At 61.7% G+C, this 22,559-nt stretch carries 25 protein-coding genes; 6 read left to right on the forward strand and 19 right to left on the reverse strand.

Translation table 11 applies throughout. The features are described from left to right. Window positions 1-17: 17 nt before the first annotated feature. The 3 genes from GOX01_RS05420 to GOX01_RS05430 are packed head-to-tail and all read left to right on the forward strand — an operon-like array spanning window position 18 to window position 2,843. The gene (locus tag GOX01_RS05420; RefSeq protein ID WP_011253812.1) at window positions 18-1,460 is read left to right on the forward strand and encodes an APC family permease; all 1,443 of its coding nucleotides are present in this window, start codon (window positions 18-20) and stop codon (window positions 1,458-1,460) included. A gap of 4 nt (window positions 1,461-1,464) precedes the next feature. After that, window positions 1,465-2,475, forward strand: coding sequence for a porphobilinogen synthase (gene hemB, locus GOX01_RS05425; protein WP_011253811.1), 1,011 nt, complete (start codon window positions 1,465-1,467; stop codon window positions 2,473-2,475). Between the two features lie 56 nt (window positions 2,476-2,531). Further along, the gene (locus GOX01_RS05430; RefSeq protein ID WP_034953965.1) at window positions 2,532-2,843 is read left to right on the forward strand and encodes a YraN family protein; all 312 of its coding nucleotides are present in this window, start codon (window positions 2,532-2,534) and stop codon (window positions 2,841-2,843) included. 4 nt (window positions 2,844-2,847) lie between these two features. Here GOX01_RS05430 and GOX01_RS05435 read toward each other — a convergent pair whose 3' ends face one another. From GOX01_RS05435 to purB, 9 genes are all read right to left on the reverse strand, one after another. Next, window positions 2,848-3,174, reverse strand: coding sequence for a hypothetical protein (locus tag GOX01_RS05435; protein WP_011253810.1), 327 nt, complete (start codon window positions 3,172-3,174; stop codon window positions 2,848-2,850). Between the two features lie 190 nt (window positions 3,175-3,364). Then, entirely contained in the window at window positions 3,365-3,700 is a 336-nt protein-coding gene (gene grxD, locus GOX01_RS05440) for a Grx4 family monothiol glutaredoxin (RefSeq protein ID WP_011253809.1), read from the reverse strand. An 88-nt stretch (window positions 3,701-3,788) separates the two neighbouring features. After that, on the reverse strand, window positions 3,789-4,019 hold the full coding sequence (locus GOX01_RS05445; protein WP_011253808.1) for a BolA/IbaG family iron-sulfur metabolism protein: 231 nt from the start codon (window positions 4,017-4,019) through the stop codon (window positions 3,789-3,791). A gap of 5 nt (window positions 4,020-4,024) precedes the next feature. Next, a complete protein-coding gene (purL, locus tag GOX01_RS05450) occupies window positions 4,025-6,229 on the reverse strand; it encodes a phosphoribosylformylglycinamidine synthase subunit PurL (RefSeq protein ID WP_011253807.1) in 2,205 nt (734 codons plus the stop codon). Further along, window positions 6,226-6,927 (reverse strand): phosphoribosylformylglycinamidine synthase subunit PurQ, encoded by a 702-nt coding sequence (purQ, locus tag GOX01_RS05455; protein ID WP_062269288.1) that lies wholly within the window; start codon window positions 6,925-6,927, stop codon window positions 6,226-6,228. The genes purL and purQ overlap by 4 nt, the downstream gene beginning before the upstream one ends. Beyond that, the gene (locus tag GOX01_RS05460) at window positions 6,924-7,331 is read right to left on the reverse strand and encodes a Rap1a/Tai family immunity protein (RefSeq protein ID WP_011253805.1); all 408 of its coding nucleotides are present in this window, start codon (window positions 7,329-7,331) and stop codon (window positions 6,924-6,926) included. The genes purQ and GOX01_RS05460 overlap by 4 nt, the downstream gene beginning before the upstream one ends. Then, window positions 7,328-7,570 (reverse strand): phosphoribosylformylglycinamidine synthase subunit PurS, encoded by a 243-nt coding sequence (purS, locus tag GOX01_RS05465; protein WP_011253804.1) that lies wholly within the window; start codon window positions 7,568-7,570, stop codon window positions 7,328-7,330. The genes GOX01_RS05460 and purS overlap by 4 nt, the downstream gene beginning before the upstream one ends. Further along, window positions 7,567-8,331 carry a phosphoribosylaminoimidazolesuccinocarboxamide synthase gene (purC, locus tag GOX01_RS05470; protein WP_011253803.1) on the reverse strand — a complete coding sequence of 255 codons (765 nt, stop codon included), beginning with the start codon at window positions 8,329-8,331 and terminating at the stop codon, window positions 7,567-7,569. Before purC ends, purS begins: the two co-directional genes overlap by 4 nt. 144 nt (window positions 8,332-8,475) lie before the next feature. Then, a complete protein-coding gene (gene purB, locus GOX01_RS05475) occupies window positions 8,476-9,807 on the reverse strand; it encodes an adenylosuccinate lyase (RefSeq protein ID WP_011253802.1) in 1,332 nt (443 codons plus the stop codon). Between the two features lie 91 nt (window positions 9,808-9,898). Between purB and GOX01_RS05480 the strand changes: the two genes are divergently transcribed. From GOX01_RS05480 to GOX01_RS05490, 3 genes are read left to right on the forward strand one after another with little or no spacing between them, the layout of a single operon-like run. Further along, a complete protein-coding gene (locus GOX01_RS05480) occupies window positions 9,899-10,501 on the forward strand; it encodes a YjbE family putative metal transport protein (RefSeq protein ID WP_024716901.1) in 603 nt (200 codons plus the stop codon). Beyond that, complete coding sequence (locus tag GOX01_RS05485; protein ID WP_011253800.1) at window positions 10,485-12,362, forward strand: lytic transglycosylase domain-containing protein; 1,878 nt, start codon at window positions 10,485-10,487, stop codon at window positions 12,360-12,362. Before GOX01_RS05480 ends, GOX01_RS05485 begins: the two co-directional genes overlap by 17 nt. Continuing rightward, window positions 12,352-12,840: a CinA family protein gene (locus GOX01_RS05490; protein ID WP_011253799.1), complete on the forward strand. Its 489-nt coding sequence runs from the start codon at window positions 12,352-12,354 to the stop codon at window positions 12,838-12,840. The genes GOX01_RS05485 and GOX01_RS05490 overlap by 11 nt, the downstream gene beginning before the upstream one ends. 78 nt (window positions 12,841-12,918) lie before the next feature. Here the strand turns inward: GOX01_RS05490 and GOX01_RS05495 are convergent, their stop codons facing one another. The 10 genes from GOX01_RS05495 to GOX01_RS05540 all read right to left on the reverse strand — a co-directional run bounded on the left by GOX01_RS05495 (window position 12,919) and on the right by GOX01_RS05540 (window position 22,548). Beyond that, complete coding sequence (locus GOX01_RS05495) at window positions 12,919-13,227, reverse strand: hypothetical protein (protein ID WP_011253798.1); 309 nt, start codon at window positions 13,225-13,227, stop codon at window positions 12,919-12,921. Window positions 13,228-13,313: 86 nt separating this feature from the next. Continuing rightward, the gene (locus GOX01_RS05500; RefSeq protein ID WP_011253797.1) at window positions 13,314-13,793 is read right to left on the reverse strand and encodes a type II toxin-antitoxin system RatA family toxin; all 480 of its coding nucleotides are present in this window, start codon (window positions 13,791-13,793) and stop codon (window positions 13,314-13,316) included. Continuing rightward, window positions 13,793-14,761 carry a lipoyl synthase gene (lipA, locus tag GOX01_RS05505; RefSeq protein WP_011253796.1) on the reverse strand — a complete coding sequence of 323 codons (969 nt, stop codon included), beginning with the start codon at window positions 14,759-14,761 and terminating at the stop codon, window positions 13,793-13,795. The genes GOX01_RS05500 and lipA overlap by 1 nt, the downstream gene beginning before the upstream one ends. 5 nt (window positions 14,762-14,766) lie before the next feature. After that, window positions 14,767-16,173, reverse strand: a complete 1,407-nt coding sequence (gene lpdA / locus GOX01_RS05510; protein ID WP_011253795.1) for a dihydrolipoyl dehydrogenase — start codon at window positions 16,171-16,173, stop codon at window positions 14,767-14,769. A 3-nt stretch (window positions 16,174-16,176) separates the two neighbouring features. Then, window positions 16,177-17,406: a pyruvate dehydrogenase complex dihydrolipoamide acetyltransferase gene (locus tag GOX01_RS05515; protein ID WP_062269286.1), complete on the reverse strand. Its 1,230-nt coding sequence runs from the start codon at window positions 17,404-17,406 to the stop codon at window positions 16,177-16,179. A 5-nt stretch (window positions 17,407-17,411) separates the two neighbouring features. Then, a complete protein-coding gene (locus GOX01_RS05520; RefSeq protein WP_011253793.1) occupies window positions 17,412-18,779 on the reverse strand; it encodes a pyruvate dehydrogenase complex E1 component subunit beta in 1,368 nt (455 codons plus the stop codon). A gap of 3 nt (window positions 18,780-18,782) precedes the next feature. Continuing rightward, complete coding sequence (gene pdhA / locus GOX01_RS05525) at window positions 18,783-19,787, reverse strand: pyruvate dehydrogenase (acetyl-transferring) E1 component subunit alpha (RefSeq protein WP_011253792.1); 1,005 nt, start codon at window positions 19,785-19,787, stop codon at window positions 18,783-18,785. A 153-nt stretch (window positions 19,788-19,940) separates the two neighbouring features. Beyond that, a complete protein-coding gene (trpC, locus tag GOX01_RS05530) occupies window positions 19,941-20,867 on the reverse strand; it encodes an indole-3-glycerol phosphate synthase TrpC (RefSeq protein WP_011253791.1) in 927 nt (308 codons plus the stop codon). Continuing rightward, window positions 20,864-21,955 (reverse strand): anthranilate phosphoribosyltransferase, encoded by a 1,092-nt coding sequence (gene trpD / locus GOX01_RS05535; protein WP_011253790.1) that lies wholly within the window; start codon window positions 21,953-21,955, stop codon window positions 20,864-20,866. Before trpD ends, trpC begins: the two co-directional genes overlap by 4 nt. Beyond that, window positions 21,952-22,548, reverse strand: a complete 597-nt coding sequence (locus GOX01_RS05540) for an anthranilate synthase component II (protein WP_024716899.1) — start codon at window positions 22,546-22,548, stop codon at window positions 21,952-21,954. The genes trpD and GOX01_RS05540 overlap by 4 nt, the downstream gene beginning before the upstream one ends. Between the last annotated feature and the right edge of the window lie 11 nt (window positions 22,549-22,559).

Genomic DNA, 22,559 nt, shown 5'->3' on the forward strand with positions numbered 1-22,559 from the left:
TCAAACGAGGATCCTTCATGACCACTCCGCTCTGGCGGACCAAACCCGTATCTTCCGCAGCTGACAGCCAGACTGGCCTCAAGCGTGTCCTCGGCCCGTGGCAGCTCGTTGCCCTGGGCGTCGGTGTGACGATCGGTGCTGGCCTTTTTTCCCTCACGGGCGTCGCCGCCGGCCAGAATGCCGGCCCGGCCGTGACCCTCTCTTTCGTCATCGCAGCGGTGGCCTGCGGCTTTGCGGGCCTGTGTTACGGTGAGCTCGCCAGCATGATCCCTTCTGGCGGCTCAGCCTATTCCTACGCCTATGCCTCGATGGGTGAGCTGATCGCCTGGATCATCGGCTGGGACCTCGTGCTGGAATATACCGTGGGCGCCGCAGCCGTTGCGTCCAGCTGGTCAGGCTATCTTGCGTCGTTGCTGGGGGGCTGGGGCATCCATATCGATCCGCGCCTGCTGGCAACGCCAATGACGCCCGTCACGATGCCGGATGGAAGCATGGCCTCTGCGTGGCTCAACCTTCCGGCCGTCTGTGCGCTCTGGGGTGTCACGGCCCTGCTCATGCGCGGTGTGAGTGAATCCACGACCATCAACACGATCGTCGTCTGCATCAAGCTCGCCGTCATCGTGGCTGTGATCGCGGCCTGCGCGCCCCATATCAGCTTTGAGCACTATCATCCCTTCATCCCGCAGAATACCGGCACATTTGGACAGTTCGGCATGTCCGGCGTCATGCGCGCCGCGGGCATGGCCTTCTTCGCGTATCTGGGTTTCGACATCGTCTCCACTACAGCCCAGGACAGCCGCAATCCTGCCCGAGACATCCCAATTGGTATTCTGGGAAGCCTGCTCGTCTGCTCCGTGGTCTATGCCGTGTTCTCCATGGTCCTGACGGGCGTGGTCGATTACCGCGCCATGGCCAATGATCCGAGCCCCGTTGCCACGGCCATCGACGTCGCCGGCATGCCCTGGCTGGCCAGTCTCGTGAAACTTGGCATCACGGCCGGATACATCTCGGTCCTGTTCGGGCTGCTGATGGGGCAGGCGCGCGTCTTTCTCATCATGTCCCATGATGGTCTGCTGCCGCCCGTTTTCTCGAAGCTCAATGCCCGCACCCATACGCCCTGGACTTCACATCTGATGTTCGCAGCGCTGACAAGCGTGTTTGCTGCGGTGCTTCCGATCGGACAGCTTGGCAACATGACGTCCATCGGCACATTGCTCGCCTTCATCATCGTCTGCATCGGCGTTCCGGTCCTGCGCCACAGATATCCGGAAGCCCCGCGACAGTTCCGCGTTCCGGGTGGCCTGCTCGTTCCAGTACTCGGCATCCTGTCCTGCGGTGCGGTGATGGTATCGCTCGACAGGTTGACCTGGATCAGACTTGTTGTCTGGCTCGCCATTGGACTTGCCGTCTATTTTGCGTACGGCATCCGCAACAGTCGACTTTGCAGAAGCGAAAGTTAGGAGCATGATCGGGGGCATGAGCAATGCAGCATACCCCCTCTCCCGCCCGCGGCGTAATCGCCACGATGATTTCACCCGCCGTCTGGTGCAGGAACATCGCCTGCATGTCGACAACCTGATCTGGCCGATCTTCGTCTGCGAAGGCGAAAACCAGCGCCAGAAGGTCGACTCCATGCCGGGCGCCGAGCGCGTCAGCGTGGACAATGTCGTCGAACACGTCCGGCAGGCCGTGGACCTCGGCGTCCCGGCCATCGCCATTTTCCCCGTGACCCCCATGAGCGTCCGCGACGCCACCGGTACCGAGGCCCTCAATCCGGACAACCTGATGTGCCGCGCTTCGCGCACCATCAAGGAAGCCTTCCCCGATCTGGGCATCATCGGCGACGTGGCACTCGACCCGTACACCGATCATGGCCATGACGGCGTGATCGAGAACGGTCGTATCCTCAACGACGCTTCCGTCGAGATCCTGCGTCAGCAGGCCCTCAATCAGGCCCGCGCCGGCAATGACATCATCGCTCCGTCCGACATGATGGACGGTCGCGTCAAGGCTATCCGCGAAACGCTCGACGGCAACGGCTACGACACGACGCGCATCATGGCCTACACGGCCAAGTATGCCTCCGCATTCTACGGTCCGTTCCGTGATGCGCTGGGGTCCGGCGATCTCCTCAGCGGAGACAAGAAGACCTACCAGATGGACCCTGCCAATTCCGACGAAGCCATGCGCGAAGTCGAGCAGGATCTGCGTGAAGGTGCGGACATGATCATGGTCAAGCCTGGCATGCCGTATCTCGATATCATCCGTCGCGTCCGTGAACGCTTCGAGGTCCCGACTTTTGCCTATCAGGTGTCAGGCGAGTACGCGATGCTGATGGGAGCCATCCAGAACGGCTGGCTTGATCGGGACCGCACGATCATGGAAAGCCTGATCGCCTTCAAGCGCGCTGGCTGTAACGGCATCCTGACCTATTTCGCGCTGGATGCAGCCCGTCTTCTGCGGAACGAACGCTGAAAAGCAGGCAGACACGCGGCGTTCAGTCCTATTACACGGGGCTGAACGCCGAAAACATTGCAGCCCGCCTCCTTGAGGAGCGCGGGCTGACAATTCTCGCACAGAGACTGCGAACGCCTTACGGCGAACTCGATATACTGGCGGCAGATTCGGAATGGCTGATTGCCGTTGAGGTCAAGCAGAGACGCAGCCTGCAGGAAAGTGCGTTATGCCTGACAGTCAGACAGTCTCAAAGGCTGATGGAAGCCTTCAACTATATTCTGCTGACAAAACCGGAGTGGAACAGGCCCAGCACCCGGTTTGATCTGATCGTCGTTGATCCGTCAGGTCAGGCGCGACGCATCCAGGATGCGCTGCGCCAGTTCTGAAGGATCAGGTCCGGCGAACGCGTGCGTGGTGGTGTGCCGAAGCGACTGCGACACGCGCGTGAGCGATTGCATGCGGACGATAGGCCACGTTACGGACAACCGCGTGTGAGCTGTTCCAGGCAACGGCCGTATTATGCGACGTCGTGCGACGTGCAAGAGCATGATGGAAAACGACGTGGTGATAGACCGGCGTCGCGGTCAGCGCATCGAAGGTCAGCTTGCTGGCTTCGTAATCGGTGATTGCCGGACGGGCATAGGCCTTGCCTGCCCCCATGCAGATACCGACGCCCATGATACCCAGAGCAATTCTGCCGACCCAGTTCCGCGCCATTGACGTTTATCCCATCCCGTTCTGATGGAACCAGCCTATGCGCTGAACTCGGGGTTCGACAACCCCTCTTGGGAAAGTTTCCGAAAAAATCAAGGTCCTGCCACTTTTCGCCGCTTCATGGCTGAAATGTGGCAGGAGCAATGCTTAAAAAACGCTGAATTCGGCGCTTTTCGTTATGACCGTGCCCGAATCAGGCGTTGGCGGTCGTGATGCCTTTTTCGGTCAGCAGAGTCTCGAGCTCGCCGCTCTGGTACATGTCGGTCACGATATCGCAGCCACCGACGAACTCGCCCTTGATGTAGAGCTGCGGCACGGTCGGCCACTGGGAGAAATCCTTGATGCCCTGACGCAGTTCGGCGCTTTCAAGGATGTTGCAGGTCTCGAACGGAACGCCGAGATGCGTGAGGATCTGCACCACGCGGGCGGAGAAGCCGCACTGCGGGAAGAGCTTGTCACCCTTCATGAACAGCATGACCGGATTGGCGTCGATCAGGTTCTGGATATGCTGGAACACGGTTTCGGACATTGGATTTTCCTTGTTTCGACAGGGCGGACGATGGGCCCGCGCCTGCTGTCTCAGTGCTCGTCTGGAAAAAGGACGTCAGCCCCGGCTCTTAAGGGGTGAGCGTCTTGAGGGCCATCGCATGCAGTTCAGTGCCCATGCGGGTTCCGAAAGCATCATAGACCAGTTTGTGCTGCCGCACACGCGAAAGACCACGGAAGGCCTCACTCGTGACCGTGCAGGCATAGTGATCCCCGTCCCCGGCGAGATCTTCGATCTCGATCCGGGCATCGGGAATAGCGGCAAGGATCGTGCGTTCGATTTCAGAAGCTGCCATCGGCATGAAAATCAGGCCCCCTCACCCATAAACCGCGGGAAGAATGCGGCATTGATCTCCCGGAGACGCTCGGCACTGACGCGGACAGTGCCCGGAAGCTCCAGATCGGTGCCGCCCGAACGTCCCAGGCGCATTGCCAGAACGTTGGCCTTCTCCGCCGCCGCGACAAGGGCTGCGCCATCGGAAGTGGCAATAACATAGCAGCCCTGGTCCTCACCGAACCAGAAAGCATGCGCTGCAACGTCCGTCGGAGCGGCTTCCAGCGTGCAGCCAACGCCGCTCGCCATCACCATTTCCGCCACCGTCACCAGCAGTCCGCCATCGGCAATGTCGTGACAGGCCGCAACCGCACCTGCGCCAATCTGGCTGCGCACGAAGTCACCATTGCGACGCTCGACCGCAAGATCGACCACCGGCGGTGCACCATCTTCACGCTGGCAGATCTCGCGTAGCCACAGGGACTGCCCGAGTTCGCCGCGAATGCCACCAACCAGCACCAGATCATGGGCATCCGGCATCGCAAGCCCGATGGACTTGGACGCATCCGCCAGCACACCCAGCGCACCGATCGCCGGCGTCGGAAGGATGGCCTGAGCTTCACCGGACGGAGAGCGCGTCTCGTTGTAAAGCGAGACGTTGCCGCTCACGACCGGGAAGTCGAGCGCACGGCAGGCATCGCCCATGCCTTTGATGGCATCAGCGAACTGCGCCATGATTTCCGGACGTTCCGGATTGCCGAAGTTCAGGTTGTCCGTCACGGCCAGCGGGGTTGCGCCCGTTGCCGTGATGTTGCGCCATGCCTCGGCCACGGCCTGTGCACCACCCGTCTTCGGATCGGCCTGGCAGTAGCGCGGCGTGCAGTCCGTGGTCAGGGCAAGACCTAGACGCGTGCCTTCAACGCGCACGACAGCCGCATCGGCCGCACCCGGGCGACGGGCGGTGTTGCCACCAACCGAGCCGTCATACTGGTTCCAGACCCAGGCACGGGACGCCAGATCCGGGCAGCCGACCAGCGTCAGAAGCGCCTTCTCGATCCCTTCCGGGTCAGCCGGGGTCTCGATCCGTGCCGGTGCCTTCAGAGGCACGGTCGGGCGGTTATAAACCGGGGCTTCATCTGCCAGCGGGGCCAGCGGAATATCAGCCTCGACCTCGCCCTTATGGCGGATCGTAATGCGCCCCGTATCAGTCAGTTCACCAATGACGGCGAAATCGAGCTCCCACTTCGCGAAGATCGCACGGGCAACTTCGGTCCGCTCGGGCTTGAGGACCATGAGCATGCGCTCCTGGCTCTCGGACAGCATCATCTCGTAAGCCGACATGTTCGGCTCGCGCTGCGGAACGGCATCGAGATTGAGCTCGATACCCACGCCGCCCTTGCCGGCCATCTCAACGGCAGAAGACGTCAGACCCGCGGCACCCATGTCCTGAATGGCGACGATCGCATCCGTTGCCATCAGTTCGAGGCAGGCCTCGATCAGCAGCTTTTCGATGAACGGATCGCCAACCTGAACCGTCGGACGCTTGGAGGCGGCTTCCTCGTCGAACTCCGCCGAAGACATGGTCGCGCCGTGAATGCCATCACGCCCCGTCTTGGAGCCGACATACACTACAGGATTGCCCACGCCAGCCGCAGCCGACAGGAAGATCTTGTCCTGCTTGGCTACACCCACTGTCATGGCATTGACGAGCGGATTGCCGTCATAGGCTTTGTGGAAGTTGACCTCGCCACCCACGGTCGGAACACCGACGCAGTTGCCATAACCGCCCACGCCACGGACAACGCCATCGACGATGCGACGCGTTCCCGCATGCTTTGGATCGCCGAAACGCAGGGCGTTGAGGTTTGCAACCGGACGTGCGCCCATCGTGAACACGTCACGCAGGATGCCGCCAACGCCCGTTGCCGCACCCTGATAGGGCTCGATGAAGGACGGGTGGTTGTGGCTCTCCATCTTGAAGACGGCGGCCAGACCCTCGCCAATATCCACAACACCTGCATTTTCGCCCGGGCCGTGGATGACCCACGGTGCCTTGGTCGGCAGCGTCTTGAGATGGATGCGGGACGATTTATAGGAGCAGTGCTCGGACCACATGACGGAGAAGATTCCGAGCTCCGTAAAGCTCGGCGTCCGTCCCATGATCGTGACAAGCTTATCGTATTCCTCGCCGGTCAGTCCGAAAGACTGGGCAAGCTGGGCATCAATCGTCACACTCATCCGACAAGAGCCTCCACAAGGCCTTTGAAAAGCGGCACGCCGTCGGTTGCGCCGATTTCGGGGTCAGTCAGGTTCTCCGGGTGCGGCATCAGGCCACAGACACGGCCGTTTTCGCTCAGGATACCGGCGATGGAGCGCGTGCTCCCGTTGGGGTTGGTCGTCCGGTCATCGTCCGAAACCGCACCATCCGCACCACAATAGCGGAACGCCACGCGGCCTTCACCTTCAAGACGCTTCAGCGTCTCGGGCGAGGCCGTGTAGTTGCCGTCACCATGGGCAAGCGGCGCACGGAACACATCGCCGCGCGTCCAGCCTTGCGTATAGGGCGAAGACGCGTTCTCGACCTTCAGGTGGCAGTCCTGCGACAGGAAGCGCAGACCCGCATTACGCAGAAGCGCACCCGGCAGCAGATGGGATTCCGTCAGGATCTGGAAGCCGTTGCACACGCCCAGAACGTGACCGCCCTTGCCCGCGAACGCCTTGACGTCACGCATGATCGGCGAATGCGCGGCCATGGCACCACTGCGCAGATAGTCCCCGAAACTGAACCCACCCGGCAGCACCACGAGGTCCAGATCACCCAGCGAGGTCTCCCCGTGCCAGATCAGACGCGGCGCCTGCCCCGTGACCAGCTTCAGGGCATGGACCATGTCGCGCTCCCGGTTCGTGCCGGGAAATACGACGATAGCTGCCTTCATTTCTGGCCCTCCGCCGGAGCGGAAGCCGCATGACACGGATAGGTGTCATGCAGGGCGCGATAGACGGCCTTGCCTGCCGGTTCCGTCAGCGCGTCGTTATGTGCATGCAGCCAGGCAACAACCAGACCGCGGACCTGCGGTGCCGTCTGCTGGGCTGGCACGCAGAATGCCACCGGAGCGGATTCATCACGCGCAAAGCTGTCGTATTTCTTGGCCCAGGCCTCGCCGTCCATCAGGCCGGACAGATAGGCGTCGCACATGCCGATGGACGACTTGCTGGAGCACATCTGCCCCAGAGCCTTGCCCGAAACCTTGGAGACACGCTGCGCGTGAGCCGGGGCTGCAACGAGAGCCGGAGCGGCCACAAGGCCGGCCAGCAGGAGCATTGCGGAAAGTCGGGTCATCCTGCCACCTCGACGCTGAAATCCTCGATGACTTCATTGGCGAGCAGGGCGCGCGCCATGGCTTCACCCTGTGCCAGCGCATCGGCGGCATTGTCGGCCGGAACTTCAAGCTCGACGACGCGGTTGATGCGGACTTCGCCCAAGCCCTTGAAGCCGAGGGTTTCGAGAGCATGGCCCACGGCCTTGCCCTGCGGATCGAGAACGCCGTCTTTCAGGGAAACAAAAACACGGATTTTCACTGAACTGCCTCCGGACCCTTGAGGTCACCATTCCCGGACTCGGGCAGGATCCCGAGACGCTTTGCCACTTCCTGATATGCTTCCTCGACGCGACCCATGTCACGGCGGAAGCGATCCTTGTCCATTTTCTCGTTCGTCTTGGAATCCCACAGACGACAGTTATCCGGCGAAATCTCGTCCGCCAGAAGGATGCGCATCTCCTCGCCTTCCCAGATCCGCCCGAATTCCAGCTTGAAATCGACGAGCGTAATGCCGACGGCCGTGAACATGCCCATCAGGAAATCGTTCGTCCGGAGCGCCAGCTGGTTCATGTCATCCATGTCCTGCGGCGCAGCCCAGTTGAAGGCGGCGATGTGCTCTTCGGAGACCATCGGATCGCCGAGCGCATCGTTCTTGTAATAGTACTCGATGATCGTGCGTGGCAGGCGCGTCCCCTCGGGGATGCCGAGCCGCTTGGACAGGGAGCCCGCCGCCACGTTGCGCACCACGACTTCAAGCGGGATGATCTCCACTTCGCGGATGAGCTGCTCGCGCATGTTCAGCCGGCGGATGAAGTGGGTCGGGATGTTGATCTCGTGCAGCTTGAGCATCAGGTATTCGCTGATGCGGTTGTTCAGCACGCCCTTCCCGGTGATGATGCCGCTCTTCGCGCCGTTTCCGGCGGTGGCATCATCCTTGAAGTACTGAACGAGTGTGCCGGGTTCTGGGCCTTCAAAAAGAACCTTGGCTTTGCCCTCATAGAGCTGGCGGCGGCGAGCCATGAGCAATCCTTAGCGTTGCGCCGTCCTGACAGGAAATGCGGACGGCTGGAGCAGCGACGAATTGTGGTTCCATAGCATTGCGGAACCGGAACTGCGAGTGTGCGGGGCGCAGGAAATCACAGGAAGCCTACGTCCCGCGGCCTCTCAGTCAAAGATACGGGCGAAGATACGGTCTACGGCGCACAGATGCTGTGCCGGATCGAACGCCTGATCGAGAATGTCCTTGCTGACACGACCGGACACTTCCGGATCGGCCTCAAGGTTTTCGCGGAAGGTCTTGAAGCCCGGCTTGCCCAGCTTCGTCCATGTTTCCATGGCGTTGCGCTGCACGATGCGATAGGCGTCCTCGCGCGAAATACCGGCACGGGCCAGCGTCAGCAGCACTTCACCGGAATGGACGACGCCACCGAGGCTCTCCATGTTCGCAATCATCTGCTCGGGATAGACGACCAGCTTTTCCATCATCCCGGCCAGACGGATCAGCGCGAAATCCAGACCAATTGTCGCATCAGGGCAGATATTGCGCTCGACGGCGGAGTGGCTGATGTCCCGCTCATGCCACAGCGCGACGTTTTCCAGCGCCGGGATGACATGGGAGCGGATCAGGCGCGCCAGACCCGTCAGGTTCTCCGACAGGACAGGGTTGCGCTTGTGCGGCATTGCCGAGCTGCCCTTCTGCCCCTTGTGGAAGAATTCTTCGGCTTCCCGGACTTCCGAACGCTGCAGATGACGGACCTCGACAGCCAGACGCTCGATGCCGCTGGCGATCACGCCGAGCGTGCAGAAGAACGCGGCATGACGGTCACGCGGAATAACCTGCGTGGACACGCTCTCGACGGCCAGACCCAGCTTGTCGGCGACGTATTCTTCGATTTCCGGGTCGATATGGGCATAGGTGCCGACAGCGCCGGAGATGGCGCAGACCGCGATTTCCTTGCGGGCCTGAATAAGACGCTCGCGGTTGCGGGCAAATTCGGCGTAGTGTCCGGCGATCTTCAGGCCAAAGCTGGTCGGCTCGGCATGGATGGCGTGGCTGCGGCCAATCGTGACCGTGTTGCGGTGCTCGTAGGCGCGGGCCTTCAGCGCGGCGAGAACGCGATCCAGATCTTCCAGCAGCAGATCGGCGGCCTGCGTCATCTGAACGGACAGGCAGGTATCCAGCACGTCCGAAGACGTCATGCCCAGATGGACGAAACGGCTGTCGGGGCCGATCTTTTCCGCAAGCCATGTCAGGAACGCGATGACGTCATGGCGCGTTTCGGCTTCGATCTCGTCAATGCGGGCCAGATCCGCATCGGAGAACGCAGCCATGGCGGCGTCGCCCTTCTCGCGGATGGTCTTTGCTGATTCGGCGGGAATGTCACCCCGTTTCGCCATGGCTTCGCAGGCAAGGGCTTCGATCTCGAACCAGATGCGAAAACGGTTGGCGGGAGACCAGATGGCAGTCATCTGCGGACGGCTGTAACGGGGTACCATGGGAACTCCGGATGCGGGGTGGGGCTTTACGGAGGCTCCTTAGACCAAATACGAAGATATTGCACGGACCCCTTTTCGGAAGAATGACACCTTGGCCCCTGACTCTCTGCTTCACGCCCTGATCGCCCTCGGCCAGATCACCCTGATCGACATCACCCTCGCCGGCGACAATGCCGTCGTGATCGGGATGGCCGTCCGCAATCTCGAAGGGCGGCAGCGCCGTCTGGCCATCCTGTTCGGAACGGGTTTTGCGGCCATCCTGCGTGTCGGTCTGGCCCTGCTGGCGACAACGCTCCTTGCCGTGGTCGGCCTGACGCTGGCGGGTGGCTTTCTGCTTCTGTGGGTCTGCTGGAAGATGTATCGTGAGCTTCGTGGCGGCGAACATCACGAGGACGTCGAAGCTGCCCCACCGCGCCTCGGCCCGGCCGTCCTGAGGATCGTGGTGGCCGATCTGTCCATGAGTCTCGATAATGTTCTGGCGGTGGCTGGCGCTGCTGTCGGGCATCCGTGGATTCTTGTGTCGGGGCTTGTGCTCTCGGTCCTGCTGATGGGGCTTGCTGCATCGGTCGTCGCCAATCTTCTGGCCCGTTACCGCTGGATCGCCTGGATCGGTCTGCTGGTGGTGCTGGGTGTCGCAATCGAACTCGTCATCCGGGGTGGCGGAGAGGTCTGGACGCATGTTCTTCCGAAATAGCCGAACACTCCTTACAGGGCTTATGGCGCTTTGCGCCGCGTCATCGGCCCTCGCCGCGCCACCGTCTCCTCCCGTTCGGGAGCGGCTGGCGGAATGGCTTATTCTCGTCGGACCGGGCGGAACCGCTTTTCCGGCACAGCGCTACGCTGATTTCCTGGCACAGACGCCCCCGTGGCCGCAGCGGGTCCGGATCCTCTGGCGTTATCAGAACGCCCTGTCCCAGACCACCGATCCGCAGATCCTGAACGCTCTTTGCCCGCGCTATCCCCTCACACTCCCGGCGGCGTTCGAGGCCTGCGCTCCTCATCTTCCTGACGCGGCCTCAACGGCCCGTCGCCTCTGGCTGTCAGGCAATGCCCTCACCGTCGGTGAAGAACAGACGCTGTTCCAGCGTTTCGGCCAGAGCTTCACAGCAGCCGATCAGTGGGCCCGTTACGAGGCTCTGGAACTGCGGGGCCAGTTCTCCGCCGCGTCGCGCCAGATCGAGCGTCTTGCTCCGGACCAACAGCCGCTGGCTCGTGCCCGGCTGGCCGAGCGTCTGGCCTCGCCTGACGCCGATTCCCTGTTCGCATCGCTCCCTGCTGACCTGCAATCCGATCCTACCCTGATCCGCTATCGCCTCAGAGCGCTGCGCCGTGGGGACAGGCTGGACGAGGCGCTCTCGCTGTGGAACGCGCAGGGCGTCGCGCTCCAGCAGGCCAGCCCTTCGCATGACTGGTCGTCCGAGCGCATCAGTCTTGCCCGCGCCCTGCTGCTGGCTGGCCGTCCGAAAGAAGCCGCGGATCTCGCAGACGACACGACCATGGCGCCCGACACGACGGACCGTCAGGAAGCTGAGCTGCTGAGCGGGATCATCGCTCTGAGGGAGCTTCAGGCCCCTGCCCGTGCGGAAAAATTCTTCAGGCCGCTTCAGGGCGCCACCTCGCTCCAGATGCAGGCCCGTGGCTATTACTGGACAGGCCGCGCCCTTCAGGTCGCAGACCGGCAGCAGGATGCCGAAGCCGCCTTCCGCAAGGCCGCGTCGTATCCCACGACTTTTCCGGGTCAGCTCGCGCTCGCGGCCCTGACCCGGGACGAAAGTATTCTGGTCTCCGGAAAATCGTCAGAGGTTTTTGACAGCTCCCTGCTTCAGGCGCTCCAGACCCTTCCCACCCCGACTGCCGGAACTCTCAGCCGTACGGACCTGCTCGAAGCTGCAACGGATCTCGTGCAGGCGGGCGATCCCGATCATGCACGGGAGTTCCTCATGATGCTGGGCGTGGTCAATCCATCGCCTGAGGGGCAGAAAGCCGTCGCAGATGCTGCGTCCCGGCTTGGCCTGGCCGCACCGGAAGTCTTCGCGTCCTATGCCCTGGCGCGTAAGGGGATTGCTCTTTATCCGCAGGGCTTCCCCGATCCCTATCCGTCAGCCTCGACTGTCCCCGACGGGCTACTGCCCGCCATCATCCGGCAGGAGAGCGGCTTCGACCCCGACGCCATCAGTGGCGCCCATGCGGTCGGCCTGTTGCAGCTTCTTCCCGCCGCGGCAAAGGACGTGGTGCGCAAGGGGCATCTGGGCCCCGTTAATGTCTCACCCGCCGCCCTGACTGATCCCCAGACAAATCTCCGGATCGGCAACGCCTATGTCTCACAGCTTCTGGAGCGTTTCGGGAATGTGATTCCCTATGCGCTGGCGGCCTATAATGCCGGCCCGCACCGGGTTGATCTCTGGCTGAAGGCAGATCCCCCTTCCGAACCACTCTCCGAAGACGGCGTGCTGGATTGGATCGAACGCCTGCCCTATCGCGAGACACGCCTCTATATCGAAAACATCGAGGCCAGCATGATGATCTATCGTGTCAGGAACACCCATGCCGGATAACGAATTCCGCACGCTTGCCGAACAGGTGCTTGAGCATCTCGGCAAGACCGGCCAGAGGCTGGTCACAGTGGAAAGCTGCACGGGCGGTCTGATTGCAGCCGCGTTGAGTGACATTCCCGGATCGTCAGACGTACTGGAAGGCGGCTTCGTTACATATTCCAACGCCCTGAAAATGAGCGCTGTCAGCGTCCCCGAAGCCATTCTGGCTCAATACGGCGCCGTTAGCATCCAGACAGCCGAGGCGATGGCCAATGGTGGTCTTCTCAATGCCAGGGATGCGGACGTTGCCATCTCCGTGACAGGGATCGCCGGACCAGGCGGTGGCAGCACATTCAAGCCGGTCGGAACCGTCTGCTTCGGGCGGGCCGTCCGAAAGGGACCAACCACAAGCGTGCAATGTCATTTCAGGGGGGCGCGCGCTGCCATCCGTGCCCAGTCCGTACATCATGCCCTGCAGATGGTTCTGGGGGCGGCCTGACACGAAAAAAGCGGCTCCCGAATGAACGGAAGCCGCCTTTGCTTGAAACCGGAGCGGACCTGAGGTCCGCCCGGAGCCTCAGTTACCCTGCGTCGGGGCCGGGAGCGTGGAGGCTGCTGCCGGAGCCTGAAGGCTCGGAGCCGTCGGAACGGCGGTCGGAGCTGCCGGCGGGACTGCGGCGGTCGGGGCCGTCGGTGCAACCGGCGTCTGGGCCTGCTGCAGCGAGCGGGCGTTCAGGGCATCCGTAGCGGACTCGCTGTCAGCCTTCTGCGTCTGCGCAGCCTTGTCGTGGTGCTTGCCGTGATGATGGTGATGCTCGGCCATTGCGGGCGAAGCTGCAGCGACCAGAGCGGTCAGGGCAAATGCGCCAAAGGAAATCTTTTTCATTTCGTAATCCTTTTCATGTCACCATGACGGTGCTTGAGACCTGTAACGGCCCACGCACCGAATGGTTCTGGAAATACTACGAAATTTTATGTCCTCTGGGAAAGGCCCGGTGTCGGCGGGACCGCTTTCGTCGCCTGAGTGCCGTAAATGTCCCGTGCCCGCTTGATGAAGGCGGAGACCATCAGTCGCACCCCTTCATTGAACACGACGCCCATCGCATTCTGCAGAAGGCGTGAACGGAACTCGAAATCCACGAAGAAATCGACCAGACAGCCCCGCGGGTCGGGCGTGAACGTCCAGACATTGTTCAGGTAACGGAAAGGCCCCTTCTCGTAGCGCACCCGGATACGCGAAGGCCGCTCCAGCGTCACGCGGCTGGTGAAGGTCTCGCGGAACGGGCCGAACCCGATCGTCAGATCCGCCACAAGCTCCTGTTCCGTCTGGGTCCGGATGCTTGCCTTCACACACCAGGGAAGAAACTGCGGATATTTCTCCACATCTGCCACAAGATCGAAAAGCTGGTCCGGCGTGTAGGCGATCAACCGTTGCTCGGCATGTGTCGGCATCAGAGACTTTCTTTCAGACGGCTGTTCCGCGCAGCCTGAAGCTTCGCGAAATCACTGTCCGCATGGTAGGAGGACCGGGTCAGCGGACTGGCACTGACCTGAAGAAATCCTTTTGAACGGGCAGCAGCAGCATAGCCGTCAAACTCGTCGGGGGTAACAAACTTTTCCACCGCCGCATGTTTCGCGGACGGCTGGAGATACTGTCCAAGCGTCAGGAAATCGACGTCCGCGATCCGGAAATCATCCATCACCTGGGCCACTTCCATCCGCTCCTCGCCAAGCCCAAGCATCAGGCCGGACTTGGTAAAAATGGAAGGATCGAGTTTCTTTACTCCGTCCAGGAGACGGACGGACTGATAGTAACGCGCACCCGGTCTGATGGTGGGGTAAAGCCGGGGTATGGTCTCGATATTGTGATTGAAAACGTCCGGCCGAGCCGCCACCACGACCTCCAGCGCGCCATCCTTGCGCAGGAAATCAGGCGTCAGAATCTCGATCGTGGTCTGTGGAGAGGTCTCGCGGATCGCATGAATGACCCGCGCGAAGTGCATCGCCCCCCCGTCTTCCAGATCGTCACGGTCCACCGAAGTGATGACGACATGCTTGAGCCCAAGCTTCGCCACCGCTTCTCCGACCCGCCGTGGCTCGTCCTCATCGAGATGCTTCGGCAGTCCGGTCGTGACATTGCAGAATGCACACGCCCGGGTGCAGATCTCGCCCATGATCATCATCGTGGCATGACGCTGCGACCAGCATTCCCCGATATTGGGGCACGCCGCCTCCTCGCAGACCGTCACCAGCCCGGCATCCCGCATGAGCGCACGGGTCTCGTGATAGACTGGATGGTTCGGCGCCTTGACCCGGATCCAGGACGGCTTGCGCTGGATCGGGTTATCAGGCCGATGCGCCTTCTCCGGATGGCGAAGGGCAGGCGCCGAACGGTGATCGATGGTGATGCGCTGGGACATGGTGCTCAGATATGCAGCGGGCCGTCGAAGGCCGCCAGAGTTGCCTCATGCATGGTTTCGGAAATGGTCGGATGCGGGAAAACCGTCTCGACCAGCTCCGCTTCGGTCAGTTCGCCTGTGCGGGTGATGACGTAGCCTTGGATCATTTCCGTGACTTCCGCGCCGATCATGTGGGCGCCAAGAAGTTCGCCGCTCGTGGCATCGAACACGGTTTTGACCATGCCGTCCGTCTCACCCATCGCGACGGCCTTGCCGTTGGCGATGAACGGGAAGCGGCCGACCTTGACCTTGTGGCCGGCAGCAATGGCCTTCTCTTCGCTAAGCCCGACAGAGGCGATCTGCGGACGCGAATAGGTACAGCCCGGGATATTCAGCGGATGGAGCGGCTGCGGCGAACGGCCAGCAATCTTCTCGACGCACAGGATGCCTTCATGGCTCGCCTTGTGTGCCAGCCACGGAGCACCCGCAACGTCGCCGATCGCATAGATGCCCGGTTCGCCGGTGCGGCAGAAGCCGTCCGTCACGATATGGGTCCGCTCGACCTGAACCTTGGTGCCCTCAAGCCCCAGATCCTCGACATTGCCGACAATGCCAACCGCGCAGATAACGCGATCCACCGTCAGATCGACCTTCCCGGTCGGGCTCTCGATCGTCGTGGAGACCTCGTTCTCACCCTTGTTCAGCGGTCCGACCTTCGCGCTGGTGATGATCTTCATCCCCTGCTTCTCAAAAGCCTTGCGGGCAGCGGCGCTGATTTCCGGATCTTCGGCAATCAGGATCCGGTCCGCCACTTCGGCAATCGTGACCTCGCTGCCCATGTTTCGGTAGAAGGATGCGAACTCGATGCCAATAGCGCCCGAACCGATGACGAGGAGCCGCTTGGGGAGTTCCTTCGGTGTCATGGCCTCGCGTGCGCCCCAGATCAGGGTGCCGTCTGTCTCAAGACCCGGAAGCTGACGACCGCGCGCACCCGTTGCAAGGATGACATGCGGCGCCTTGATGGTGGCAACTGCTGCGCCATCCTTGGTGATGGCAACCTGATGCGCCTCACCCGAACGGCCGGCCAGCTTTGCACGACCGTCAAAGGTCGTGACCTTGGTCTTCTTCAGCAGATGTGCAATGCCGCCACCCATCCGGCGTGCGATGCTGCGTGAACGGCCAACGATCTTGGACAGGTCGAACGAGATATTGTCGGCGGAAAGTCCGAACGTCCCCAGTTCGTGAAGCAGGTGGTGAATTTCCGAAGACCGTAGAAGCGCCTTGGTCGGAATGCAGCCCCAGTTGAGGCACACGCCGCCGAAATGCGTGCTTTCCACGAGCGCCACGCTCATGCCAAGCTGGCTGGCCCGCAGCGCCGCCACATAGCCGCCGGGGCCGCCACCAACAACAATCAGATCGAACGTATCGCACATGGTTCAGACCACCAGAGTGTAAGGGTTCTGCACGATATCGCGCAGTGCATTAAGCCATTCGGCACCAAGCGCGCCATCGACGGCACGGTGATCGACCGAAAGCGTCGCCGTCATCACGGTTGCAACAGCAATTTCTGATCCACGTACCACGGCCCTCTTCTCACCCGAGGCAATCGCCAGGATACCGGCCTGCGGCGGATTGATGATCGCCGCGAACTCGCGCACGCCGAACATGCCCATGTTGGAAATGGAGAACGTGCCGCCCTGGAATTCCTCGGGCTTGAGCTTTCCAGCACGGGCGCGCTTGGCCAGATCCTTGGCTTCGACGCTGATCTGGCGCAGGGACTTGCGATCGGCGTTGCGGATGATCGGCGTGATCAGACCCTCCGGCACCGACACGGCCATCGAGATGTCCACATTTTCGAAATGCAGCGTCTCGGCATCCGTGAACTGCACGTTTACACCCGGCACTTTCTTCAGCGCCAGTGCAACGGCCTTGATCATCATGTCGTTGACGGAAATCTTGAAGCTGTTTTCCTGCGCGGTGGCATTCAGCTTCGCACGCAGGTCCAGCAGCGCATCCAGCTCGATATCAACCGAGACATAGAAATGCGGAACCTGCGTCTTGGACTCCGTCAGACGCCGCGCAATGACCTTGCGCATCGTGGAGTTCGGAACGTGACGCACCGTCTCTTCCGAAGCGGCAAGAGGTGCCGCTGACGGAGCTGCTTTCGGCGAAGTCTTCGGAGCCGTCACACCCTTTTCCACATCGCGCTTGAGAATACGGCCGTTCGGTCCGCTTCCCGTCAGCGCATCAAGGGCAATGCCCCGCTCACGTGCCATGCGGCGCGCCAGCGGAGAGACGAAAATCCGCTCGCCCTTCTCTTCTGGCGCCGCTTTTGCAGGCGCTGTTCCCGTCAATACAGCCGGAGCGGCCTCCGCTTTCGGGGCCGCTGGGGCCTGCGTGGAAGAGGCTTCCGGCACAGCCTCACCGTCTTCCACAAGAACCGCGATCGGCGTGTTGACGGGAATACCCTCGACGCCTTCCTGGATCAGGATGCGGCTAAGGATGCCCTCGTCCACGGCTTCCACTTCCATGGTCGCCTTGTCGGTTTCGATCTCGGCAATTACGTCGCCAGCGGAGACGGTATCGCCCTCGGCTTTGAGCCAGCGGGCCAGTTTGCCCTCGGTCATGGTCGGCGACAGCGCCGGCATCAGAATATCGGTAGCCATCGTTGTCAGTCCCGCAGCTGCTTGCGAACGGCATCCACAACCCATTCAGGTTTCGGAAGCGCCAGTTTTTCGAGATTGGCCGCATAGGGCATCGGCAGGTCGAGCCCGCAGACACGTGCCGGCGGAGCATCGAGCCAGTCAAAGGCCTGTTCGACGGCCACGGTGCAGATTTCCGCACCAATGCCCGCCACCGGCCAGCCTTCCTCAACAGAGACGATCCGGTTCGTCTTCTTCACACTGCGCACGATCGTCTCGGTGTCCAACGGACGGATCGAGCGCAGGTTGATGACTTCGGCCGAAATGCCTTCATCCGCCAGGATCGCTGCAGCTTCCAGCGCTACGCCGACCATGATGGAGAACGCCACCAGAGTTACATCCGTCCCTTCCCGCTCGATCTTCGCGCGACCGATCGGCAGGATGAAATCTTCATCCACCGGGCACGGGAATTTCTGGCCGTACAGGATCTCGTTTTCCAGCACGATGACCGGGTTCGGATCACGGATGGCCGCCCGAAGCAGCCCCTTCGCGTCCGCGGCGGACCAGGGAGCCACGACCTTCAGGCCCGGAATATGCGCATACCAGCTCGCAAAGCACTGCGAATGCTGGGCACCTACGCGGGCCGCTGCACCGTTCGGACCGCGGAACACGATGGGGCAGCCCATCTGACCACCGGACATATACAGCGTCTTGGCGGCGGAATTAATAATATGATCAATGGCCTGAAGCGAGAAGTTCATGGTCATGAACTCGACGATCGGCTTCAGCCCTGTCAGCGCGGCACCAACGGCCATGCCCGTAAAGCCATGCTCGGTGATCGGCGTGTCGATGACGCGCTTTTCGCCAAACTCTTCCAGCAGACCCTGGCTGATCTTGTACGCGCCCTGATACTGCGCCACTTCCTCACCGATCAGGAATACGTCCTCATCACGACGAAGTTCGGCCGCCATGGCATCACGCAGCGCCTGACGGACGGTGATCTCGCTGGTTTCGCCCCAGTCGCGATCATCCTCGGCCTGTGCCACTTCCGGCGCTTCAGTGATGGCCGGGTCGGACGGCGTCTCGATGGCGACAGGCGCACCGACTGCCGGATCAGAAGACCGCACGACATCATCGGCCGCAGAAGCATCCTCGCCTTCCGCCAGAAGCACGGCGATTGGCGTATTGACCGCAATGTTCTGCGTGCCCTCGTCCACGAGCGTCTTGCCGATCATGCCTTCGTCCACGGCTTCGACTTCCATCGTCGCCTTGTCGGTCTCGATTTCGGCAATTACGTCACCGGCCGCAACGGCATCACCGGCTTTCTTGACCCAACGGGCCAGCGTACCTTCGGTCATGGTCGGCGAGAGAGCCGGCATCAGAATCAGAGATGCCATGGATCAGGCCTCCACCAGAATATCGGTCCAGAGTTCGGACACGTCCGGCTCCGGGCTTGTCTGTGCAAATTCGGTCGCGTCCGCCACGATGGCTTTCACGTCCGTCTCGATGTCCTTGAAGACACTCTCCTCAATACCGCTTCGCAGCATTTCGGCTTTCAGCGTCTCGATCGGATCGCGCGTGCGACGCATCTCCTCGACTTCCGCGCGCTGACGGTATTTTGCCGGATCGGACATGGAGTGCCCGCGATAGCGATAGGTTTCCATCTCAAGCAGGAACGGCCCCTTGCCCGAGCGGCAGTATTCCATGGCTTCCTGTGCGGCTTCATGCACGGCAAAAATATCCATGCCGTCCACCTTGCGGCTGGCAATCCCCCAGGGCTCGCCATTGCGGGACAGATCCTTGGAGGCCGAGGCGCGCTCGATGGACGTGCCCATGCCGTAGCGGTTGTTCTCGATCACATAGATGCAGGGCAGCTTGTGCAGGGCAGCGAGATTGAAGCTCTCATAGACCTGACCCTGTGCCGATGCGCCCTCGCCGAAATACACGATCGAGACCTCGTCCGTGCCGCGATACTTGTTCGCAAACGCCAGACCCGTGCCGAGTGCGACCTGTGCGCCGACGATGCCATGGCCGCCATAGAACTCCTTTTCACGGGAGAACATATGCATGGAACCGCCCTTGCCGTGCGAATATCCACCGGAGCGGCCCGTCAGTTCCGCCATGACACCACGCGGCGTCATGCCCGCGACGAGCATCTGCCCATGGTCACGATAGGACGTGATGGACTTGTCGCCCTGCTTCATGTTGAGGCCGATCCCGACCACAACGGCTTCCTGCCCGATATAAAGATGGCAGAAGCCGCCGATCAGACCCATACCGTAAAGCTGTCCGGCCTTTTCCTCAAAACGCCGGACAAGAAGCATGTCCCTGTAAGCGCGCTTCATGGTCTCCGGCGAAAGGGCCGGACCGTTGCTCCGGCCTGAAGCGGACGGTGTCTCGTCCATGACGGTCTCCTGATGGAAATGCACAAAATCCTGCATGCTCTTAACGGCAGAACCCGCCAAAAGCCAGACCGTGTCTCCGCCTTTGCGGAAGTCCCGGCCTGCGGGATGTGCCGTGGAAAAACGGATCAGACCGCCCCGAAGGGCGGCCTGGGATCATACGAAACCGAGCAGACGGCGTGCGGCCACGCCGGGGTCGGGCTCACGCAGCAGGCTCTCGCCAACCAGAACCGCGCTTGCTCCGACTGCCCCGACCTTCATCATGTCGTCCTGCGTCCGGATGCCGCTTTCGGAGACGACCAGACGATCAGGCGGCACCAGCGGTGCAAGGTCGATCGTCGTCTGGATGTCGGTCTTCAGTGTCCGCAGGTTACGGTTGTTGATCCCGATCAGGAACGTATCCAGTGCCAGCGCCCGGTTCAGTTCCGCCTCGTCATGGACTTCCAGCAGGACATCCATGTCCAGCCCGCGTGCAATCGCGATCAGTTCGGCAGCCTGGGTTTCTGTCAGGATCGCCATGATCAGCAGGATGCAGTCCGCCCCGATCAGGCGGCTCTCATGAACCTGCCAGGGGTCCAGAATGAAGTCCTTGCGCAGGATCGGCAGGCTGCATGCTTCGCGCACGGCCCGGATATCGTCCGTGCTGCCGTGAAAGCACGAGCCTTCCGTCAGTACCGAAAGACAGGTGGCGCCGGCAGCTTGGTATTCCTGTGCGATCTCGACCGGATTGTAGTCCGGACGCAGGATACCGGCAGACGGAGACGCCTTCTTGATCTCGGCAATCAGCCCGACCTGACGATCGGCCGTGAGATGCTGGAGTGCCTGCCCGAAGCCCCGTGTCGGGACCGTGACTTCCCGGGCGCGCGCCGTGATCTCCTTGAGGGACATGATCTGCGAGCGTTGTTCGATATCCACGCGGGTGCGGGCACAGATCCGGGCCAGAACGTCGCTGCGGTCGGCAGCAGTTTCCGCTTCGGGGTCCTTGATGGGCGGGGTCGTCGTTTCCGGAATTTCCGGGTCCGGGAACTGTTCCGTTCCCTCAGGCGAATATGTCATCGCCGGTCGATGGTACATGAATGTCATGATCGTCCTGCGTCTTTGGGGGCAATGGAATGAGCTGACATGCGCGCAGCCTCGAGCGCGGCACGGGCAAGACCCCGGTCAATGGAGTCTGCCGCCATTCCTACATTGCGACGGAAAGCCGGAACGTCAATCACTCCGGCCTTCACGATATCGCCGCGCCCTGCCACATGCAGGGCCGCAGCGGCGTTGAGAAGAACCGTATCCCGGTAGGCGCCACCCGCGCCATCCAGCAGGGCAAGCAATGCGGCCGCATTGGTCTGCGCATCCCCGCCCCGGATGGCTGAAATCGGTGCGGCAGCCAGTCCGGCCATGTCCGGTTCGATCCTGAATGAAAAAAGGGTCTCGTCCTGCCAGGCCGAAACCTGGGAGGGGCCAGCAAGCGTAAGCTCGTCGCTTCCCCCTTCTTCGGTTGAGCCATGGACGACCCAGACCGACAGACTGCCCAGTGCGCCAAGCGCCCGCGCCACGGGTTCGCACCAGCGCCCGTCAAACACTCCGATCAGCTGATGGCGGACCTGAGCGGGGTTGCACAGCGGTCCGAGCAGGTTGAACAGCGTGCGGAAGCCCAATGCCTTGCGGACGGGAGCCGCATGCCGCATCGCAGGATGATGCTGGGGGGCTGCCAGAAAGACCAGCCCGTCTTCGCGCAGCCGACGGCCCTGAAGCTCCAGATCATCGGTCGGCGGAATGCCCAGAACTTCGAGAACATCCGTGGCACCCGAGGCAGATGAGAGTGCGCGGTTGCCATGCTTGGCCACGGGAACGCCAAGTCCCGCCAGCACGAAGGCTACGGCTGTGGAGACATTCAGTGTCTTCAGGCCGTCGCCGCCTGTTCCGCACACATCAATTGCCCCGGCTGGCACATCTGGCAGAACCGTCATGTGATGACGGACCGCCTGAACAGCTCCGGTCAGTTCGGCAAAGGTTTCGCCACGCAGTTTCAGCGCGGTCAGGAAAGCGGCAAGCTGAACGGGATCGACCTCGCCGGCCATGATGGCGTGAAAAGCCGTTTCAGCCTCATGACTGTCGAGTGGTCGTCCCAGGGCCGCCTTGTGCAGAAGGGGCGTGAAATCCGCGCTCACAGTCATGCGGCCTGTGAGGTGAGGACCGGAATACCGGCAATTTTCAGGAAATTTGCCAGCAGTTCGCGTCCTGCAACAGATGCGATGCTTTCGGGATGGAACTGGACGCCATGCACGGGATAGTCGCGGTGACGCACGCCCATGATGATGCCGTCTTCCGTCCGGGCATTGACCACAAGCGTTTCGGGAATGCTGTCGGGGGCAAGCGTCAGGCTGTGATAGCGCACCACATCCACCGGCTCCGGCAGCCCGGCAAAGACGCCCGTTCCGTCATGATGCACCGCGCTGATCTTGCCATGCATCGGCACAGGTGCCCGCACGACTTCTGCCCCGAAGACCTGCCCGATCGCCTGATGGCCAAGGCACACACCGAATACCGGCACCTTCCCCGCAGCCGCACGGATCAGATCACAGCAGATCCCGGCCTCGGCCGGGGCACCAGGGCCTGGCGAGATCACAATTGCGGACGGATTGAGCGCCAGGGCCTCGTCGACATTCAGCGCGTCATTGCGCCGCACATCACACTCAACCCCAAGCGCACCCAGATGGTGGACGATGTTGAATGTAAAGCTGTCGTAATTGTCGATGAGAAGGATCATGGCAACAGAAT

Origin of the sequence: Gluconobacter oxydans, from assembly GCF_006539685.1 — a bacterium.
Lineage (GTDB): Bacteria > Pseudomonadota > Alphaproteobacteria > Acetobacterales > Acetobacteraceae > Gluconobacter > Gluconobacter oxydans.

What these genes read in the sequence shown, in the direction of transcription:
- purQ (WP_062269288.1), bottom strand. Translation starts at nt 6,927, where the DNA reads ATGAAGGCAGCTATCGTCGTATTTCCCGGCACGAACCGGGAGCGCGAC.
- lpdA (WP_011253795.1), bottom strand. Translation starts at nt 16,173, where the DNA reads ATGTGCGATACGTTCGATCTGATTGTTGTTGGTGGCGGCCCCGGCGGC.
- pdhA (WP_011253792.1), bottom strand. Translation starts at nt 19,787, where the DNA reads ATGGACGAGACACCGTCCGCTTCAGGCCGGAGCAACGGTCCGGCCCTT.
- GOX01_RS05495 (WP_011253798.1), bottom strand. Translation starts at nt 13,227, where the DNA reads ATGAAAAAGATTTCCTTTGGCGCATTTGCCCTGACCGCTCTGGTCGCT.
- GOX01_RS05435 (WP_011253810.1), bottom strand. Translation starts at nt 3,174, where the DNA reads ATGGCGCGGAACTGGGTCGGCAGAATTGCTCTGGGTATCATGGGCGTC.
- trpD (WP_011253790.1), bottom strand. Translation starts at nt 21,955, where the DNA reads ATGACTGTGAGCGCGGATTTCACGCCCCTTCTGCACAAGGCGGCCCTG.
- GOX01_RS05420 (WP_011253812.1), top strand. Translation starts at nt 18, where the DNA reads ATGACCACTCCGCTCTGGCGGACCAAACCCGTATCTTCCGCAGCTGAC.
- hemB (WP_011253811.1), top strand. Translation starts at nt 1,465, where the DNA reads ATGATCGGGGGCATGAGCAATGCAGCATACCCCCTCTCCCGCCCGCGG.
- purC (WP_011253803.1), bottom strand. Translation starts at nt 8,331, where the DNA reads ATGGCTCGCCGCCGCCAGCTCTATGAGGGCAAAGCCAAGGTTCTTTTT.
- GOX01_RS05490 (WP_011253799.1), top strand. Translation starts at nt 12,352, where the DNA reads ATGCCGGATAACGAATTCCGCACGCTTGCCGAACAGGTGCTTGAGCAT.
- lipA (WP_011253796.1), bottom strand. Translation starts at nt 14,761, where the DNA reads ATGTCCCAGCGCATCACCATCGATCACCGTTCGGCGCCTGCCCTTCGC.
- purL (WP_011253807.1), bottom strand. Translation starts at nt 6,229, where the DNA reads ATGAGTGTGACGATTGATGCCCAGCTTGCCCAGTCTTTCGGACTGACC.
- GOX01_RS05540 (WP_024716899.1), bottom strand. Translation starts at nt 22,548, where the DNA reads ATGATCCTTCTCATCGACAATTACGACAGCTTTACATTCAACATCGTC.
- grxD (WP_011253809.1), bottom strand. Translation starts at nt 3,700, where the DNA reads ATGTCCGAAACCGTGTTCCAGCATATCCAGAACCTGATCGACGCCAAT.
- GOX01_RS05515 (WP_062269286.1), bottom strand. Translation starts at nt 17,406, where the DNA reads ATGGCTACCGATATTCTGATGCCGGCGCTGTCGCCGACCATGACCGAG.
- GOX01_RS05520 (WP_011253793.1), bottom strand. Translation starts at nt 18,779, where the DNA reads ATGGCATCTCTGATTCTGATGCCGGCTCTCTCGCCGACCATGACCGAA.
- trpC (WP_011253791.1), bottom strand. Translation starts at nt 20,867, where the DNA reads ATGACATTCATGTACCATCGACCGGCGATGACATATTCGCCTGAGGGA.
- GOX01_RS05445 (WP_011253808.1), bottom strand. Translation starts at nt 4,019, where the DNA reads ATGCCGATGGCAGCTTCTGAAATCGAACGCACGATCCTTGCCGCTATT.
- GOX01_RS05500 (WP_011253797.1), bottom strand. Translation starts at nt 13,793, where the DNA reads ATGCCGACACATGCCGAGCAACGGTTGATCGCCTACACGCCGGACCAG.
- GOX01_RS05460 (WP_011253805.1), bottom strand. Translation starts at nt 7,331, where the DNA reads ATGACCCGACTTTCCGCAATGCTCCTGCTGGCCGGCCTTGTGGCCGCT.
- purB (WP_011253802.1), bottom strand. Translation starts at nt 9,807, where the DNA reads ATGGTACCCCGTTACAGCCGTCCGCAGATGACTGCCATCTGGTCTCCC.
- GOX01_RS05485 (WP_011253800.1), top strand. Translation starts at nt 10,485, where the DNA reads ATGTTCTTCCGAAATAGCCGAACACTCCTTACAGGGCTTATGGCGCTT.